Source organism: Streptomyces sp. CB02056 (genome assembly GCF_001905545.1).
Classification (GTDB): domain Bacteria; phylum Actinomycetota; class Actinomycetes; order Streptomycetales; family Streptomycetaceae; genus Kitasatospora.
Map to the genome: position 1 here is coordinate 629,736 of NZ_LIPD01000004.1, position 17,908 is coordinate 647,643.

At 71.2% G+C, this 17,908-nt stretch carries 16 protein-coding genes; 9 read left to right on the forward strand and 7 right to left on the reverse strand.

The genetic code is table 11. The features are described 5' to 3' along the window. Positions 1–54 precede the first annotated feature (54 nt). The gene (locus tag AMK13_RS14790) at positions 55–3,855 is read left to right on the forward strand and encodes an HD domain-containing protein (RefSeq protein ID WP_074002516.1); all 3,801 of its coding nucleotides are present in this window, start codon (positions 55–57) and stop codon (positions 3,853–3,855) included. A gap of 91 nt (positions 3,856–3,946) precedes the next feature. Further along, positions 3,947–4,570 carry a hypothetical protein gene (locus AMK13_RS14795; protein ID WP_074002517.1) on the forward strand — a complete coding sequence of 208 codons (624 nt, stop codon included), beginning with the start codon at positions 3,947–3,949 and terminating at the stop codon, positions 4,568–4,570. Here AMK13_RS14795 and AMK13_RS14800 read toward each other — a convergent pair. Continuing rightward, complete coding sequence (locus AMK13_RS14800; RefSeq protein WP_074002518.1) at positions 4,558–5,022, reverse strand: hypothetical protein; 465 nt, start codon at positions 5,020–5,022, stop codon at positions 4,558–4,560. The genes AMK13_RS14795 and AMK13_RS14800 overlap by 13 nt on opposite strands. Positions 5,023–5,527: 505 nt before the next feature. Between AMK13_RS14800 and AMK13_RS14805 the strand changes: the two genes are divergently transcribed. Next, complete coding sequence (locus tag AMK13_RS14805; protein ID WP_074002519.1) at positions 5,528–6,694, forward strand: alpha/beta hydrolase; 1,167 nt, start codon at positions 5,528–5,530, stop codon at positions 6,692–6,694. A 37-nt stretch (positions 6,695–6,731) separates the two neighbouring features. Here AMK13_RS14805 and AMK13_RS14810 read toward each other — a convergent pair whose 3' ends face one another. After that, positions 6,732–7,217, reverse strand: coding sequence for a universal stress protein (locus tag AMK13_RS14810; RefSeq protein ID WP_049650056.1), 486 nt, complete (start codon positions 7,215–7,217; stop codon positions 6,732–6,734). A gap of 189 nt (positions 7,218–7,406) precedes the next feature. Beyond that, a complete protein-coding gene (gene kdpB / locus AMK13_RS14815; protein ID WP_079272120.1) occupies positions 7,407–9,593 on the reverse strand; it encodes a potassium-transporting ATPase subunit KdpB in 2,187 nt (728 codons plus the stop codon). Positions 9,594–9,907: 314 nt separating this feature from the next. Here kdpB and AMK13_RS43485 point away from each other — a divergent pair, with 314 nt between their 5' ends. The 3 genes from AMK13_RS43485 to AMK13_RS14825 all read left to right on the forward strand — a co-directional run bounded on the left by AMK13_RS43485 (position 9,908) and on the right by AMK13_RS14825 (position 12,652). Continuing rightward, positions 9,908–10,081: a hypothetical protein gene (locus AMK13_RS43485; RefSeq protein WP_158077702.1), complete on the forward strand. Its 174-nt coding sequence runs from the start codon at positions 9,908–9,910 to the stop codon at positions 10,079–10,081. 51 nt (positions 10,082–10,132) lie between these two features. After that, on the forward strand, positions 10,133–11,500 hold the full coding sequence (gene lysA, locus AMK13_RS14820; protein WP_074002520.1) for a diaminopimelate decarboxylase: 1,368 nt from the start codon (positions 10,133–10,135) through the stop codon (positions 11,498–11,500). Positions 11,501–11,866: 366 nt separating this feature from the next. Continuing rightward, positions 11,867–12,652, forward strand: a complete 786-nt coding sequence (locus AMK13_RS14825) for a DUF2785 domain-containing protein (protein WP_074002521.1) — start codon at positions 11,867–11,869, stop codon at positions 12,650–12,652. Between the two features lie 87 nt (positions 12,653–12,739). On the opposite strand, the gene AMK13_RS14830 is transcribed toward AMK13_RS14825, so the two are convergent. Then, a complete protein-coding gene (locus AMK13_RS14830) occupies positions 12,740–13,480 on the reverse strand; it encodes an ArsR/SmtB family transcription factor (protein WP_074002522.1) in 741 nt (246 codons plus the stop codon). A 124-nt stretch (positions 13,481–13,604) separates the two neighbouring features. On the opposite strand from AMK13_RS14830, the gene AMK13_RS14835 reads away from it, so the two are divergent. Further along, positions 13,605–14,081: a GNAT family N-acetyltransferase gene (locus AMK13_RS14835; RefSeq protein ID WP_074002523.1), complete on the forward strand. Its 477-nt coding sequence runs from the start codon at positions 13,605–13,607 to the stop codon at positions 14,079–14,081. A gap of 143 nt (positions 14,082–14,224) precedes the next feature. On the opposite strand, the gene AMK13_RS14840 is transcribed toward AMK13_RS14835, so the two are convergent. The 3 genes from AMK13_RS14840 to AMK13_RS14850 form a co-directional block, all read right to left on the reverse strand. Then, positions 14,225–14,443 carry a DUF397 domain-containing protein gene (locus tag AMK13_RS14840; RefSeq protein ID WP_074002524.1) on the reverse strand — a complete coding sequence of 73 codons (219 nt, stop codon included), beginning with the start codon at positions 14,441–14,443 and terminating at the stop codon, positions 14,225–14,227. Positions 14,444–14,741: 298 nt separating this feature from the next. After that, entirely contained in the window at positions 14,742–14,951 is a 210-nt protein-coding gene (locus AMK13_RS14845; protein WP_074002525.1) for a DUF397 domain-containing protein, read from the reverse strand. A gap of 28 nt (positions 14,952–14,979) precedes the next feature. Then, entirely contained in the window at positions 14,980–15,765 is a 786-nt protein-coding gene (locus AMK13_RS14850; RefSeq protein ID WP_079272121.1) for a DUF5753 domain-containing protein, read from the reverse strand. 145 nt (positions 15,766–15,910) lie between these two features. Between AMK13_RS14850 and AMK13_RS14855 the strand changes: the two genes are divergently transcribed. Further along, complete coding sequence (locus AMK13_RS14855) at positions 15,911–16,642, forward strand: hypothetical protein (RefSeq protein WP_074002526.1); 732 nt, start codon at positions 15,911–15,913, stop codon at positions 16,640–16,642. A gap of 21 nt (positions 16,643–16,663) precedes the next feature. Further along, a complete protein-coding gene (locus AMK13_RS14860) occupies positions 16,664–17,902 on the forward strand; it encodes a radical SAM protein (RefSeq protein ID WP_074002527.1) in 1,239 nt (412 codons plus the stop codon). Positions 17,903–17,908: the final 6 nt, after the last annotated feature.

The following is a 17,908-nucleotide window of genomic DNA, read 5'->3' on the forward strand; positions in this document are numbered from 1 at the left end:
GGGCTATTGCCCTACGCTCGTCCCCTGCACATGGGGACGGGGAGGGTACGAGGGATGGTCGACAGCACGTCGAACACGATGAGCGGCACGACGAACGGCCCGGTCGTGCAGGCCGGGCACATCGGGGCTGTCTACGTGGGCGGGAGCCAGCCCTCGGCCGTACCGGAAGGGGCCGACGCGTGGGTACGGGCCGCTGCCGAGTCGCGGGTCTGGAGGCACGTCCGGGAGGACCGGGACGTCGAGCCGTACCGGTGCGTCGTCCTGAAGGCCGTCGGTGAACTGGCCCGACTGCGGGACGAGACGGTGCTCGCCGAAGACCCGTGGCAGGACCCCGGGATCGCGGTGCGCTTCGCTTCACGGGTCGACTGGCTGCTCGGCGACGATCGGCTCGACCTGTACCCGGCCGAGGCCGCGCTATTGGTTGTGCTGCCGCTCCTCTACCGGGTCCGTGCGCTGCGTCTGGCTGCGGCGAGGTCCGCTATCAATCCGACCGATCTCGCGCCCTCGCCCGAACCCGACGTCGACCGGGCCGCGTACGAGCAGTTCATCGAGTCATACGACCTGCTCGTGGGCCGCACCCGAACCCGACCCGCCTCTGCCGCCACGCTCGGTTGGTGGCTCTTCCATCGCTGGCTCGACCAGCACGAAGACCTCGCCGACCCCGAGGGCGTCCAGGAGATCATCGACCAGTTGCCGATGCTCGCCGACCTCGGCGAGACCTTCGCCCTCAAGCGCGTCTGCGCCCTGCTGCACGGTCTCCGTCGGGGCCCTGACGTCGGCAACCGCGACTACCTGGCAAGCCTCAGCGCCGACGACCACCTGCGAGCCCCCGGCGAACAGCACGTCCGGGAGCCCAGGTTGGCCCTGCTGCTCGCGCTGGCGTACGGGACCGCCATCGAGATGACCGCCCTGCCCGAGATCGTGGCCGAACACCTCGGCATCCCGTACGAGGTCGACCTCACCGACCTGCGCCGAACGTTGGACGAGGCCGCGTGGGGCGGCTCCTACGACCTGCCGGTACTGCGCGCCGAGTGCCACCACGAGGCGGTAGTCGAAGGACTGCGCGAGTACACCGCCCGGGCCGACGAACTCCTCCACGCCGTCCGCCGGGTCCTCACCACACACCCACTTCCCACTCGTCTCGCCTCGGACGAAACCGCCCCCGCCGCCGGCGCCTTCACCGGCTGGGCCCGCTTCCGCATGGATGAACGGAGGGTGCGCAGCCTACTGATGGGCGTAGAGCTCTACCGCGACCGAGATCTGGCCGTCCGTGAGCTCTACCAGAACGCCCTCGATGCCTGCCGCTACCGCCGCGCCCGCACGGAGTACCTGGACCGCACCAACCCCATCGCGACCTTCACCTACGACGGTCGTATCGAGTTCCGCCAGGGCGTGGACGAGAACGGCCGCGCCTACCTGGAGTGCCAGGACAACGGCGTCGGCATGGGGGAGGAGGAGCTGAGGGGCGTCTTCTCCAACGCCGGCGCCCGCTTCGCGGAGCAGCTGGACTTCAAGCTCGAACGCGCCGAGTGGCGCAAGGTCGACCCGCCCGTCGAGCTGTATCCGAACAGCCGATTCGGCATCGGCGTCCTGAGCTACTTCATGCTCGCCGACGAGATCCAGGTCACCACCTGCCGCCTGGACGCCTCGGGTCAGTTGGGTCCGCAACTGGATGTGTCCATTTACGGCCCGAGCCACCTCTTCCGCATCGCCAAACGGTCGGAGCAGGGCCGTGATCCGGGCACCATCGTACGGCTGTACCTGCGGGATGACATTGAGATGGCCGAGTCGTGGTCGTGTGTGGATGTCCTCGAACGTCTCCTAGCCGTCGCGGAGTTCTCGGTTTCGGCGCTGCACGGGGACCGGGAAGTCGCTTGGGAGCCGGGGCTTCTGAAAACGCGGAAGGCGCCTCAGGGCGAGTCCTTCGGCTTCAGCGCCTGGGGCCGGATGATGTCCTGGTCGGGTGCCCCGGAGGGCGCGCAGGTGACGTGGTGCGAGCACGGCGGGGCCCTGCTGGTGGACGGGCTGGTGGTCGAGCCGGAGGTCGTTCGCGGGGTCGTCTCGCCGCGCGGATTGTCCGGCGCTGTTGTGAACCTCACTGGAAAGCTGTCATCGAAGAAGTTGTCCGTTGATCGCCGGCGCGTCATCAGTGACCTATCGGAGACGGTCCGGGAACTGTTGGTGGCAGCAGTGGGTGAGTTCGTGAGCGGATCGGCTGTGCTGAGCATGGAGTGGATCCATCAGGTGACGGAGGGGAACTGCCACCTTGCCGATCTGGTGGCCGCCGAGGCCATCCGGCAGGGCCATGGGTTTGAGTTCCTCGGGATCGAGTACGAAACCCGTCGTACGGGTTGCTTCCTGGCGGATGCCGGAATTCTGAAGTGGTTCGAAAATCTGGATGACTTCGCCAGCGGGACGATTCTGGGCAACGTGCCTGATCACGTTCTGCTCTGGAGAATGTTGGCTCACGGGCTGGACGATTCGGTCCCGGAACTGGCGAGCCTCTGCCCAGAGTTGCCCGCAGCCCAGGCAGTGCGTCCGGCGATGCCGTCCGATATCGCCGTGTTGGCACCAAGGCACCAGAACTTCGGACAAAGGATGTGGGCCCCCTCGTACCTGAATGAGAGGTCGATCTCGGAAATTGCGCGGAATCTCGGTGTCACTCCTGAGAGCGCTCACGCCAGGGCTTTTGAGTTAGGTATTCTTCGTCGTCGCGGTTTGAGTCTCCGGCAGGTCTCCGACTATCCGTCCGTGGCCGTCAGTGAGTTGTTGGCCATGGCGGATCGAAACGGGATTTCGGTAAAGGAGGCGGCGGATGTGTTGTTCGGCTCGGGCTGGGAGCTTGATCCCGAGATCGTGGATCTCGCTGTAGCCGTCGACACCGACCCCGTCTTCCTCTGGAAGCGGTCGGGGAAAGGCGCCCGCTGGGACGGGCCCAAGCCGGGAGGCGCGGTGCCGCCAGGGCATCTGGTCAAAGCCGGCCGGGTGTTGGGGATTCCGATTGACCAGGTCTGTGTGGCGATGGCGAACTACGGCCTTGAGGCGGACACGACTGGTCTGCCGCCAATTCCCTCCGACGAGACTGTGGCACTGTTGAGTTGGGAACTTGAGGACACTGGTCCTTGGCTGGAACGATCGGAAATGGTGCCGCCGGATCATCTCCTGCGCGCGGTGCGGGATCTGGGAATCACGGTGGAGCGGGCCGCGGAGGTTCTTGAGGCAGCCGGGTTCACCGTGTCACGCGTCCCGGAGGATGCCTGTGTCGCGGATCTCGAGTTGTTCCAGGATGGGGGTCCGCATTGGCATGATGCGGCCGACCTAACCTTTGAGCGGCTCTTCGCCTTGGTGGCGTCGAGGAATTCCTCACTGTGGGAGGTCATTGAGCGGTGTCGGGCCTACGGTCTGGACGTTCCGATCGCCTTGCCGGAGAGTCTCACCCGATTGGACGAGGAACTCTTCGCGCGCGACAGCGTCATGGACTGGAGTGACCTGCGGGTGGGTGATCCTGTGCCGTTCGCTCGCTTGATCATGGCCGCCCGCAGGCTTCAGCGTCATCCCGGAGAGCTGGCTCGCCATCTGAGGTCTCGCGGGATCGTTCCCTCCAGCGACGACCTGCCGGCGGGGGTTACGTCGGACCAGGCGTTCGACCTCCTCGACCGATCGCGATCGTGGTCGATCGGAACGCCGTGGATCGAGGAAGTCACCCTGGCCGGTCTGTTGAAGCACTCGCTGAAGACAGGACAGCGGATGGCACAGATCACCGAGTGGTACCACCAGTGGGGTATCAAGGCCCTCGGCGCGGCCGAACTGATCCGTGCAGCCCTCGCCCGGGTGCCCATGGCCGACCCCTCCTGAGCACCGAATCCACCCGTGAACAGGGCTGCTGCAACGTGCCTCCTTGTTCTACAGTTCTGTAGAACATTACGCACGGCGATCGGGGACGAGCATGGACAGGCCGCTTCGGCTGCCGCAGCAGGATCGGGCGGACTTCGAGACGGAGCTCGGGCGGGCGCTCTCGGCGCCGGAGGTGCGGGCGGCGTTGCGGGTGGGTGGGGAGGAGGCCCGGGGGGTGGAGCGGTTGCGGCGGACGGCGCGGGAGAACGCGGAGTTCGTGCTGGCCGCGGCGGCGCCGGAGTACGAGCGGTACGCGGCGTTGCGGGCGGATGCCGATGCGGTGGCGCGGCTGCCGGTGGACGTGCCGGCCAGGGAGCGGGCGTCGGGGTGGTGGGGGGTGCTGGGGGTGGTGGTGCCGATCATCGCGGTGGGGGCGGCGGTGGTCTTCCTGCTGCTGGGTTCCGTGCTGGGGCTGGTCGAGGACATGGAGGTGCTGGCGCACGCGCTGGTGGATGCCGGGTGGGTGTCGGCCGGGGCGGGTGCGGTGAGTCTGCTGGTGGGCGGGCTGGGGTTGCTGGGGGCGGCCCGGGCGAGGGGGCCGGAGGCCGGGGAGGCGGCGGACGGGCCGGGGGAGCTGGTGCTGGCGCGGGATGCCTGGCGGTCGGCGCTGGCGGAGCGCGGGCTGGTGCCGTACCTGGTGGCGCAGGCGAGTGCGGCGCCTGGTCAGCGGCGCTGATCGAGTCTCGCCATGCGGGCGGCGTCGACGAGGAGTTGGGCGGCGTCCGGGGGGATGGCCAGGCGGCGGGCGATCCAGGGGGCGGGGCGGCCGGCCCGGGCGAGCATCCAGGCGGAGTACAGGTGGCCGAGCTGGGGGGCGTTCTCGGCGAGCAGTATGGGGCGGACGGCCTCCATCGGGAAGCCTTCGAGGGCGCGGGCGCTGTACTCGCGGCCGTTGGGGCCGGGTGGGGGTAGCGGGAGTGGGCGGCGGAGGTCGATCCAGCGGCTGAGCAGGACCGCGCCGACCACCAGGAGGCCGGTGCCGGAGGCGCCGATCAGGATGCCGCCGATGACGGGGCGGTCCTCCTCCTCGGCCATGCCGAGGGCGATCTCCTCCAGGACGAGCAGGCCGAGCACGGTGAGCAGCACCGCGGCTTCGGCGGGGCGCGGGTGGGTCCGGGACGTCGTCATGCGGAACCTCTTCCTCGGCGGGGCGGCCGGGGGTTTCGGGCGGGCGCGGCGATTCACCTTCCGTACAACGGGCGGTGGGCGGCCCGGGGCACGCGTCACGGTTCAGGCGGTGAAATCGCGGATGAGAATTGACGGACCGTCAAGAAAACGATGTGGACGGCTTGTTGGCCGATCGGGAAGGGCCGGCCGGGTGGGCCGTCTGGCGGAGGCTGCGACCGCACCTCCTTCCGGTCGGGCGCACCTGGGCGGTGCGTGCGTCGACGGGGCGAGGGGCCCGACCAGGGGCGGGCTTCGGGTCAGCATAGCCTGGGCATGCCAACTTCGACAGGCTTGTCGAAGTTGCGGAACCCGGGCTCGCGGTGGCGTGCCCGGAGGTGTCCGACCGGCTACTTTGAGTACGGAGCTCCGCTTCCACGGCCGGCCTTCGCGGCAGGGTTCCACAGCGCCGGGTGCCACAGCCGGGTTCCGCGGCCGGGATTCACGGCGGTAGGGGAGGTCGGGGCCGATGGGGCTCACCAACCACAAGCTGCTGGCGCTGATGGCGCTGCTCGCGGTGTTCACGGTGCTCGGCACGCTGTGGGTCTGGCCCCGGCTGGCCGTCCGGAGCTGGCCCGCGATGTTCCTGCGGCTCGGCACCATCGCCGTCACCCAGCTGGCCCTGCTGGTCACGCTGGGGCTCGCCGTCAACGACTACTTCGTGTTCTACAGCAGCTGGTCCGACCTGCTGGGGCGCGAGCACGGCGCGGGGGTGATCCGGGGGACGGGCGGTGGTACGGGGGGCGGTGGTACGGCGGCGGGCAGCGGCACCGGTGCGGGCGCGGCCGGCGTGCAGGTGCTCGGTCCGGCGGAGATCACCGGCGCGGGGGCGGTCGGCCGCGATCCGGCCCGGATCGGGCGGCTCGACCGGGTGCGGCTGCCCGGGGCGACCACCGGGCTGAGCTCCGACGGCTACGTCTACCTGCCGCCGCAGTACTTCCAACCCGGCGGCGAGGCGCGGCACTTCCCGGCCGTGCTGGTGCTGACCGGCTTCCCCGGCGACGCCGCCAACCTGGTCACCAAGCTGCGCTACCCGGCGGCCGAACTCGACCTGCTGCGCAAGGGGTCGATGCAGCCGACCGTCCTGGTGCTGATGCGGCCCTCGCCGACCATGCCCCGGGACAGCGAGTGCGAGGACATCCCGAACGGGCCGCAGGCGCAGCGCTACTTCACCACCGACGTGCCCGCCGACCTGCGGGCCTCCTACCGGGTGCTGGACGGCACCGGCAGCCTGGGGATCGTCGGCGACTCGACCGGCGGCTACTGCGCGGTCAAGCTGGGCATGGAGCACCCGCGGACCTTCCCGGCGGCCGTCTCGCTCTCCGGCTACTTCAAGGCGGCGGAGGACGTCACGACGGGCGACCTCTTCGCGGGCGACCCGCAGCGCCGCGCCGAGGCCGACCTCGACTGGCGCCTGGCCCACCTGCCGATGCCGCCCCTGGCGGTGCTGCTCGCGGACAGCAAGGAGGACGGCAGCACCTACGCCGACTCCAGCGCCTTCGCGGCGGCGGCCCGTCCGCCGCTGGTGGTCGACCAGGAGACGGTCGACACCGGCGGCCACAACTTCACCACCTGGGGCCGGCTCATCCCGCCCGCCCTCGGCTGGCTGAGCGCCCACCTGCGCGTCCCGGAGTAGCACAAGTGGGCCTCAGCAGAAGGCCGGTGACGATCTGTCAGCGGGCCAGCAGGGGGAGTGGCGCGCCGGTGCGGGCCGGGAGTTCGAGGCGGGTGAGGAGGGCCGAGGGCGAGACCTCGACCACCCGGCAGCCGGCCCGGTGGCGGCAGTGGCGGGCGACCGAGCCGTGCCGCAGGCGGTCCAGGCGGCGGCGGGTGGCGGCGCCGAGGACGAGCAGGTCCGCCGGGCCGGTGACGGCGCCGACCAGGGCGGGGCCGGGCTCGGCGTTGACCACCAGCGGGTGGATGACCAGGTCGGACGGGTAGCCGCCGTAGGCCTGGTCGAAGGCGACGTCGAGGCGTCGCCGGGCGGCGTGTTCCAGTTCGGAGAGCGGCCGTAGGCCGTCCCGTTCGTTGGCGGCCCAGGCGGCCACGGGCACCAGCACCGCCTGGTGCCGGGCCGCCTCGCCGACGGCGTGGTAGAGGGCGGCCAGACTGCTCAGTGATCCGCTCAGGCCGACGATCACTCGGGTGGTCCCGGTCATGGCCGTTCGCCTCCGTCTCTCCGGCGGCTCTCTCCATCGGGCTCCGCCGGTTCGGAACTCCTTGCTTCGGATGTCTCCAGTGAACCCCGGAACGGAGCCGTCCGTACCGCCGCTGACACCACCATGACGCGGGTCGCCCACATTTTGACAGCGCTCTGACGGGCCGGTCGGGATCCCCCGGCCGATCGCTCAGCCCAGCCCCGGGACGAACTGGACGATCAGGTCGATCGCCTTGATGCCGAGGAACGGCAGCACCAGCCCGCCCAGTCCGTACACCCGCAGGTTGCGCCGGAGCAGGTCGGTCGCGGAGGCCGGCTGGTAGCGCACGCCGCGCAGGGCGAGCGGGATCAGGGCGACGATGATCAGCGCGTTGAAGATGATCGCGGAGGCGATCGCCGAGGTGGGGCTGTGCAGCTCCATGATGTTGAGGTGGTGCAGCCCGGGGTAGGCGTTCGCGAACATCGCGGGGATGATCGCGAAGAACTTGGCCACGTCGTTGGTGATCGAGAAGGTGGTCAACGCGCCCCGGGTGATGAGGAGTTGCTTGCCAACCCGGACGATCTCGATCAGCTTCGCCGGGTTGGAGTCGAGGTCGACCATGTTGCCGGCCTCCTTGGCGGCCGGGGTGCCGGAGTTCATCGCGACGCCGACGTCCGCCTGGGCGAGGGCGGGGGCGTCGTTGGTGCCGTCGCCGGTCATCGCGACCATGTTCCCGGCGGCCTGTTCGCGTCGCAGGTGGGCCAGCTTGTCCTCCGGGGTGGCCTCGGCGAGGAAGTCGTCCACCCCGGCCTCGGCGGCGATGGCGCGCGCGGTCAGCGGGTTGTCCCCGGTGACCATGACGGTACGGATGCCCATCCGCCGCAGCTCGGCGAAGCGTTCGGCGATGCCCTCCTTCACCACGTCCTTGAGCTCGACCACGCCCAACGCCCGTGCGCCGTGCCGGTCGTGGACGGCGACCAGCAGCGGGGTGCCGCCGGCCCCGGCGATCCGGTCCACCAGGGGTTCGGCCTCCGCCGGCAGCCGCCCGCCGGAGTCCGCGACCCAGCGGGCGACGGCGTTCGCCGCGCCCTTGCGGACCAGGCAGGTGGTGCCGTCCGGCCAGGTGAGGTCGACGCCGCTCATCCGGCTGTGGGCGGTGAACGGTACGGGCTGCTGCTCGCCGAGTTCGCCGGGGGAGCGCGGCGGCACCCAGTACTGACGGTTCGTCAGTTCGACCAGTGACCGCCCCTCCGGTGTCCCGTCCGCGACGGAGGCCAACTGGGCTGCCTCGGCGAGCTGTTCGGTGGTCGCCCCGGGCAGCGGGTGCAGGGCGACGGCCCGTCGGTTGCCGTGGGTGATGGTGCCGGTCTTGTCGAGCAGCAGCACGTCCACGTCCCCGGCGGCCTCCACCGCCCGGCCGGAGAGGGCGACCACGTTGCGCTGCACCAGCCGGTCCATCCCGGCGATGCCGATCGCGGAGAGCAGGGCGCCGATCGTGGTCGGGATCAGCGCGACCATCAACGCGACCAGCACGATGGTGGTCTGGGGCGCGTGCGCGTAGACGGCCATCGGCTGGAGCGAGACCACCGAGAGCAGGAAGACGATGGTCAGCGAGGCCAGCAGGATGTTGAGCGCGATCTCGTTCGGCGTCTTCTGTCGGTCGGCGCCCTCGACCAGGGCGATCATCCGGTCCACGAAGCTCTGCCCGGGGCGGGAGGTGACCCGGACGACCAGGTGGTCGGAGAGCACCCTGGTGCCGCCGGTGACGCCGGTGCGGTCGCCGCCGGACTCGCGGATGACGGGAGCCGACTCCCCGGTGATCGCCGACTCGTCGACCGTGGCGACGCCCTCGACCACCTCGCCGTCCCGCGGGACCACCTCGCCGGCCGGAACGAGCACGATGTCGTGCACCATCAACTGCTCGGCGGGGATGACCTCGTGGCGGTGATCGCGGGTGCCGACCCGCCAGTGCAGCAGCCGCCGGGCGGTGGTGGCGGACTGGGCGCGGCGCAGGGACTCGGCCTGCGCCTTGCCGCGGCTCTCCGCGACGGCCTCGGCGAGGTTGGCGAACAGCACGGTCAGCCAGAGCCAGAAGGAGATCACCCAGGCGAAGACGCCCGGGTGGAGGACGGCGCTGATCGTGGTGAGCGCGGAGCCCGTCTCCACCACCAGCATCACCGGGTTGCGCATCATGGTGCGTGGATGGAGCTTGCGGACGGCGGCGGGCAGCGCCTCGGCCAGCTGGCGGCGGGTGATCAGCCGGCGGCGGCCGCCCGGCGAGGTGGGCCGGTGGCTCGGCGGCGGCTCGGGCGCGGGGGCCGCGGTGCGCTCCGGGCGGCGGAACCAGTTCTGCTGGTCGGGGGTGTTGTCCGGGGTGGTGAGGGCCGAACGGCGCATCGTCTCGGGGGACCTTCCGGGCCGCCCCGGTTCGTCGGGGGCGGCGGGTTCGGGTGGGGCTGCGGGGACGGCGGACAGCCCACCACCGGAGAACCGGGGGACATGCCGCTCTTGACACAGGATTGGCGGCGAAACCCCCGTCCTTGACGGAGCTCTGACACCGCCGCCGGCCGACCGCCGGACGGCTGTCAGGAAGGCGTCAAGGACGGGCCCCGGGCCGTACGCCCTGCGTCAAGGGCGGGTGCGGTCGGTGTGCGGAGGGTCTCCACTGGAGGGGTGCGGCCGCCCGGGCCGTCGTCTGGAGGGACCCCGCCATGACCACTGTCACCGCCGTCATCGACGTCGACGAGCCGCTGGAGCGGACGGTCCGCCTCGTGCCCGCCGCCTGGCGCCGGGACCGCCCCGAGCCGCCGGACCCGTCCCCGGCCGCCGACCGGGACCGCACCCGCCCGGCGAACTGCCGCTTCGCGATGCACTACGAGGACTGACACCCGTCAGGGCGTCCGCCGCCCACGCGCCCACCCAGAGGAGCAGCCGCCATGACCCAGCTCATCGCCCCGCCCGTCCCCACCACCCCCGGGACCGCCCCTGGAGCCGTCTCCGCCGACGTGCTCGGCGGCCCCTGGCCGGCCACGGCGCGGCCCGGCCGGGGAGCCGATCTGCTGATCGGCGGGGTCGGGCTGGCCGAGGCCGCCGAGCGGTTCGGCACCCCGCTGTACGTGCTGGACGAGGCCGAGGCCCGGGGGCGGGCCCGGGCGTACCGGCGGGCGCTGCCGCACGCCGAGGTGCTGTACGCGGCCAAGGCCTTCCTCTGCAGCGCGATGGCCGACTGGGTGGAGCAGGAGGGGCTGGGCCTGGACGTCTGCTCGTCGGGCGAGCTGTGGCTGGCGGTCTCGGCAGGCTTCCCGGCGCAGCGGATCCTCCTGCACGGCAACGCCAAGTCCCCGGAGGAACTGCGGCTGGCGCGGCGGCTGCGGGTCGGGCGGATCGTCATCGACGGCCCGGCGGAGATCGCGCGGCTGGCCGCCCTGGTGGCCGCCGACACGCCGCAGAAGGTGCTGGTCCGGATCGTCCCGGGGATCGCCGCCGGGCACCACGCGGCGGTGCGGACCGGGGTCGGCGGGCAGAAGTTCGGCTTCCCCGTCGAGGGCGGCGACGCGGCCGACGCGATCGCCCGGGTGCTCGACCAGCCGGGGCTCGAACTGGCGGGCCTGCACTGCCACCTGGGCTCGCAGATCACCTCGGTCGAGCCGTACCTGGAGGCGGTGGACGCGGTGGTGCGGCTGCTCGCCGAGACCCGGGACCGGCACGGCGTCGAACTGCCCGAACTGGATCTCGGCGGCGGCCACGGCATCAGGTACCTGCCCGGGGACGAGGAGCTGGACCTCGCCGAGTTCGCCGTCCGGGTCACCGACCGGCTGGCGGTGCGCTGCGCCGAGGCCGACCTGGACGTGCCCCGGCTGATCGTCGAACCCGGCCGCGCGATCGCCGGACCGGCCGCCGTGGCGGTCTACCGGGTGCTGTCCGTCAAGCACACGGCGGACGGCCGCTGCTTCGTCGCGGTGGACGGCGGCATGAGCGACAACCCGCGCCCGGCCCTGTACGGATCGCCGTACACGGTGCGGCTGGTCGGCCGCCGCTCGGAGGCGGGGGAGACACGGGCGGACGTGGTCGGCCGCCACTGCGAGGCCGGGGACGTGCTCGTCCGGGACGCCGCACTGCCCGCCGACCTGCGCCCCGGCGACCTGCTGGCGATGCCGGCGGCCGGCGCCTACCAGCTGTCCATGGCGTCCGGCTACAACCTGGTCGGCCGCCCGGCCGTGATCGCGGTGAAGGACGGCCGGGCCCGCCTGCTGATCCGGCGCGAGACGGTCGAGGACTTCCGCCTGCGCGAGGTCGGCCGCTGACGGCGGACGGCGGCCGCGTGGGAAGTCGGCCCGGCCGACTTCCCACACGGGACCGGGCGGGGCTTCGCCGTCAGCCGCTCGCGGAGGCCCCCCGGCCGGCGCCGCGCGGGACGCAGGGGGCGACGACGGTCAGGTGCAGGGTGTCCGGCGCCGTGCCGGGATCGCCCATCACGACCGAGGCGGTGAACTTGTTCGCGTCGTTGGACAGGTCCAGCCGCTTGTCGTCCCTGTGCTCGACGGACTCGATTTTATCGGAGTGATGATCCTTTTCGCGCGGGTGCTGATCGGATCCAAGCGGTCGGGGCCTTGCCGGCGAGGGCGAAAATGCAGGTGAAAGGGCTCGGCGGCCACGGATAGGGTCCGGCCGTGACGAACTGGCGTGAGATCTACGAGAACGACTGCGCTCTTCCCCCGGGGCGCGGGCTGGACGAACTGACCGCGGAGTTGGCGGTGGCTCTGGGGGATCCGGACCCGGAGGTCAGGGACGGTTACCCGTACGCGGTGCTGGACGCCTGGATACGGGGCGGGGTGATCGACGGCGAGCGGTGTCTGGCGCTCGGGGACCTGATGGCGGGGCGCTTCAGCGATCCGCGGATCGAGGCCAGGACGTTCGCCCCGCTCGTGTTGCGGATGATCGTGGATCAGGACGGGGTCAGGTCCGAGTGGGTCGACGCGTTCGCCGGCTGGTACCGCGCGGAGGCCGACCTGCGGGGCCGTGACGACGCGCTCGGGTGGCTGCACGCGGTGGCGCACGGCGCGGACCTGCTGGGGGCCTTCGGCCTGCGGCCCGAGGTCGACCCCGAACCGCTGCTCGCGCTCGCCGCCGAGCGTTTGCTGGCCCCGACGGAGTACCTGTTCGCGGAGCGGGAGGACGACCGGCTCGCCAAGGCCGTGGCCCTCGTCCTCACCCGCCCCGACCTGACGCCGGAGCGGTCGACCGCCTGGCTGTCGCCGATCGCCGAGGCCCTCGCCCCGTACGAGCGCGGGCCGATGCCGGTCTGGGCCTCCAACACGGTGCGCACCCTGCGCGCCCTGTACGTGCTGGCGGACCTCGGTGTTTCGGTTGAGCGCGGGGGCCGGCCCGTCCCGCTCGTCCACGGTGAGGTGGTCAAGGCCCGGGTGGCCGAGGTCCTGCGCCCGGTGCTCCCGTAGCGCTGCGCGGCAGGGAGCACGAGAAGTCGGCCCGGCCGACTCCTCGCGCGGGCCCCGTTCGTGCCCGGCCCGTGCGTCGCGGGGTCGCTAGTCCGCCTCCTGGTCCCGGGACGGCATGTCGGTGGTCGCGGGCAGTCCGAGGTGCTCGCGCAGTTCACGTCTGCCCAGATCCGTGACGGCGAGGGCACGGGTGGTTCCGATCCGGGTCAGCCACCCCGCGGCCAGGGCGTGCCCGCAGACGGCGGCGCCGACGGCCCCGCCCAGGTGCGGGCGCCGTTCGGTCCAGTCCAGACAGGCGCGTACCAGCGGCCTGCGGGAGGCGTCGGGCAGTGCGATGCCCAGGTCTCCGAGCCAGGCCGCCCCCTTGGCGGTGAGCGACGGATCGGCGCCCCAGTCCAGCAGGCCGCGATCGGCCATCGAGTCGGTGACGGCCAGGCCCAGTTCCCCGGCCAGATGGTCGTAGCACAGCCGGGCCCGGGCCAGGGCCCGCTGCCGCCCCGAGCCCGACAGCGAACGCGGTCCGGGGGCGCGGTGCGGCGCGAGCGCGGCGAGGCTCTCGATCAGGGCCATCACGCGCGGATCGGCCATCCGCAGGTAGCGGTGGCGTCCGTGCCGTTCCTCGACGAGGAGTCCGCCGCGTACGAGCACGTTCAGATGCTCGGTCGCGGACGAGGCCGCGACACCGGCGTGGCGGGCCAGTTCCTTGGCCGTCCAGGCCCGGCCGTCCAGCAGGGCCAGACAGAAGTCCGCCCTGGTGCCGTCGGCCAGCAGCCTGGCCACGACGGCCAGGTCCACGCCGACGTCCCGGCTCTCGCGCTGATCGTCCATGCCTTCGATTGTCGTCGGTCTCGATTCGGGTCGGGCCGAAGCGTCCGCGCCCTATCGTCCCGTACCGGCCGAGGCCACCGCGTCCTCCGCCCGTACCTCTTCCGCCAACCGCCCTGGGAACCTCATGCCCGCCACCGACATCACCCCACCGAACCCCTGGCCCGGCATCGGCCTCACGGTCACCGATGCCCCGGAGCCCACCGACGTATCGCTCGTCTCCGATGCCCTGGACCGGTTCAACACCGACACGACCGCCATCGACGACCGCCGCCCGCTGGCCGTCCTGGTGCGCGACTCCCGAACCGGCCGGGTGATCGGCGGTCTGACCGGTCGCACCTCACTCGGGCTGTTCTTCCTCGACCTGTTCTTCCTGCCGCGCGAGCTGCGCGGTGGCGGCCTGGGCAGCGAGATCCTGCGCCGGGCCGAGAACGAGGCCCGCGCACGCGGCTGCCGCACGGCGGTGCTGTACACGATCAGCTTCCAGGCGCCCGGGTTCTACGCGAAGCACGGCTGGCGACGCCTGGGCGACGTCCCGTGCGACCCGCCGGGCACCAGCAGGGTCTTCATGACGAAGGACCTCGCCCCGCCGGCGGCCCCCTGAAGCCGCCGGGCCGCACCGGGGCGGGTCATGCCGGAGCAGGACCCTCCGGCTTTTGCTCCGGTCAGTCGTGCGGCGGGCGGCGTCCTGGCTGATCGGTTGCACGAGAAGTCGGCTGGGCCGACTTCTCGCGCAGGTCCTCTCGCTTAGATGTTGGGGATCTCGCCGGCCTTGAGGGCGCTGAGGAAGGCGGACCACGCGTCGGCGGGGAAGACGAGCGCCGGGCCGTTGGGGTCCTTGGAGTCCCGGACGGGAACGGTGCCGGTAAAGCCGTCGGCGACCTCGATGCAGTTGCCCTGGTTGGCGCTGTACCTGCTCTTTCGCCAAGCCGCGTGCGTCAGGTTGTCCCGACTCGGGTCGATCATTCGAGTTCCTTTGCAATCTGTGTGACGAGCCGCCGCGTCGGCCCTACATCGAGGGCTGCTGTCCGAAGCCGATCGAAGGCCACATCCAGGGTTTGCCCTCGCGCGCAGGCGCCGCGAGTGCCTCCCGCTTCTCCAGGGCGGCGACTTCGTAGACGGCGGGCAGCGGACCCTGCTTGCTTATACGGAGGCAGTCAAGGCCCGCCTCGTCGAGGTGCTGAGGGTGGCGTTCCCGTTCGCTTGAGCGAGTGGGTGTGGTTGCGCGAGAAGTCGGCTGGGCCGACTTCTCGCGCGGGTGTGCTCACGTGTTGGGAAGTTCGCCGGTCTTGAGGGCGGTGACGAACGCCGTCCAGGTGTCGATGGGGAAGGCGAGGGCTGGGCCGTTCGGGTCCTTCGAGTCCCGGACCGCCATGCCGCTGCTGGCGACGAGCGTGGTCTCTACGCAGTCGTTCGCCTGGGCGCTGTAGCTGCTCTTGTACCAGCCGCGGGCGGAGATCTCCGGCATGGTCATGTGCTCACCCTCTTCTCTGATCTCGCACTCACGTCCCTGTCGCGATGGCGGTGATCATGTCGATCGACTGGGCCGGATTCAGGGCCGATGACCTCAGGTAGTCGAAGACAAGCCCATGGCCGTCCAGTTCCGCTTCCTGCTCCAGATAGTGGCTGCTGGTCAGGGTCTCAAGAAACACTGCCCCCGGATTCGGTGAATCGGTGAAGCCGAACATCACGAACGCTCCGCACGCTCCAGCGACTGCGCCGACATCGAGCGGGACGACCTGCAAGGTGACGTTGGGGCGTTGTGCGGCTTCTACCAGGTAGTCCAACTGTGCGCGCTGTACGTTGGTTCCACCGACCGGGCATCGGAGAGCTGGCTCCCAGATGATCGCCCAGAAGCGCGTAGGCTCTGACTTGACCAGGACGCTCTTGCGCTCCATCCGCACTTTGACGAGTTGGTCGATGCGTTCGGGGCGGACAGCCGCCGGGTGCGCTCCAAGCAAGGCGCGTGCGTAGTCCTCGGTCTGCAAGAGCCCAGGCAGAACCAGCGGTTGCCACGTCTGGATGTACCTGGCATCGCTGTCCAAGTCGAGGAAGTCCGCGTCCGGGCCGGACTCGCTCTGCTCGCGCTGGACGCGGACCAGGCCGCCGACCTCAACAGTCGGTTCGGCCCCCGGGCCGCGGGGGAGATCGGCCACCGGCTGTACCACTTCGGCGCGGTGGGGGCCGTCGCGTTCGTCGGGCCCGACCCGTTCCCGGTCTACGTGCGTCGAGTGGCCTTCGATTGACCGGATATGAATGATTCTGTCGGCGTATCGGTCATATCGCATGAGGCAGTTGGTGCGAACGTGACCATTTGTGGTGATCCGCTGTTAGGCTGCGCGCCTGAATACGAACTCTCCACGATGTAAAAGGACTTGGAAGAGCGCGTGAAGCTCTCTTCCTCGCCGTCGCCGCCGACACCTGAGGAGCCACGTGAGACCCGAAGACGTCCCCCTGCTGTTCCAGGAGTTGGCCCGTGAGTTCGCCGACGTCACCGGCATGTCGGTGGCGGCGACGGGTTCACTCGCGCGTGGCGACCACCGCACCGGGCCGGACGGAGACGTCGTCTCCAACCTCGACCTGATCCACCTCGTGGGCGAGGACGCGCACGTGCCGGACGTCCGGGCCGTGGTGGGGCGGAGGATGCGGCGGATCTCCGACACCTTCGGGATCGAGACGACGTCCGTCATCGCCCGGCTTCCGGCGTTCCGGCTGGCCGGCCACGCCCACTACCGGATCAGCATGCGGCCCGAGTGGTTCTGCGACGGCCTCGGGCTCGGGCCGGAGGCCTTCGACCTGCCCGGCCACGAGGACGATCCGCGCGCGGCGCTGTCCTGGATGATGCAGCCCGTCCCCTACTACCTGGCGAAGGCGACCGTCCAGGACCCTCCGACCAACCTGGCCAAGGCCCGCAGGGCCGCGACGCGGCTGGCCGACCGGTTCGACCTGGCCGGGATACGCGACGACCTCGACAACCTCCCGCGGGCCCTGCGCACCCTGATCGCCGAACGGGGCCTGACCCCGCTCGAATCCACCGCCCGCTACCTCGACGCCCCCACCCACCCCGCCGTCGCGCAGCGCGTCCGCGACGCGGTCTTCGTCGAGAGCATGGGGCTGTCGTCCGCCGACTCGATGGTCGTCCTGCTGCCGTCCGCCTCGAACTGACCCCCCACCGGAGAGCATCCCATGTCCACTCGGCAGCACGTGGAGATCCTGCCCCCGCACCCGTTGCGGGCCGGCTACGACCGGGCCCTGGAGCGCGGGTCGATCGCCGACGACTTCCAACGGCGCCTGGAGCCGGCCCACTTCAACCCCGGCTACCTCGGCGCCCTGACCTCACGGGTCGAACAGGCCCTGGTCCGGGACCCGGCGGACGAGGCCATGCGGTGGCGCCTGGCGTTCCTGCTGCTCCAGAACAACGCCACCGCGGCCGCCGTCGAACGGGCCGAGGAACTGCTCGCGGACGCCACCCTCCCGCAGGCCCGGCGCCTGGCCCAGCTGGTGGCCGGGATCCGCGGCCGGGCCGACCAGCCGCGTACGGGCCGGCGCGTGCGGCGGGTCAACTGGTCGATCAACAACCGTTGTCCGATGTCCTGCCAGGGCTGCTACAACCCGTTCGCCGCCGAGCAGATCGACCTCGCCCAGGCGGACCGGATCATCGGGAAGCTGGCCGCGCACGGGACCACCGACCTGGTCCTGGCCGGCGGTGACCCGCTGCTGTGGCCGCCGATCTTCGACGTCGTCGACCATGCCATCGCCGCCGGGCTCAAGGTCGGCCTCGACACCACCGGCTACACGCTCACCGCCGAGAAGCTCGCCCGGCTCCGGGGGCTGTCCTCGCTGCGGCTGCCGCTGGACGCCGTCACCGCGGACGTGCAGCGGGCGTTCCGTCGCAGTCCGGACAGCAAGCTGCTGGACGCGCTGCTGGAATCCCTCGCGCTGTGCGACGCCGAGGGCTTCGACCGGGTGCGGGTGCACACCGTGGCGAGTGCCGAGAACCTCCACCAACTGCCGGAGCTCGCGGCCGAGATCATGTCGCACCCCTCGGTCGCCCAGTGGGTGATCTTCCAGTGGTGGGGCCGACGGGCGTCGCCGGACACGGTCCGCCGGCTCGGGGTGGCGGTCGAGGACGTCCGCGAGGTCGTGGACGGCATCCGGCGCGACCACCCCGGCCGGGAGATCCACCTCGCGGAGAGCAGTGAGCGGGAGCTGCTCAACTGGATGATCCAGTCGAGCGGACAGGTCGTCACCTTCGGGTCGGGGGCGGAGGAGGAGTTCATCCTGGGCAACCTCCTGACCGACGAGGTCGAGGAGATCCTGACCCACCCGATCCTGGACTTCGAGGCCATGTCGCGCGGGATCCCGGTCACCCCGGGGACGCGGTTCCCCGGCGCCGACGGGGAGCTGCCGTCGGCGGAAGGCTGAGTCCGG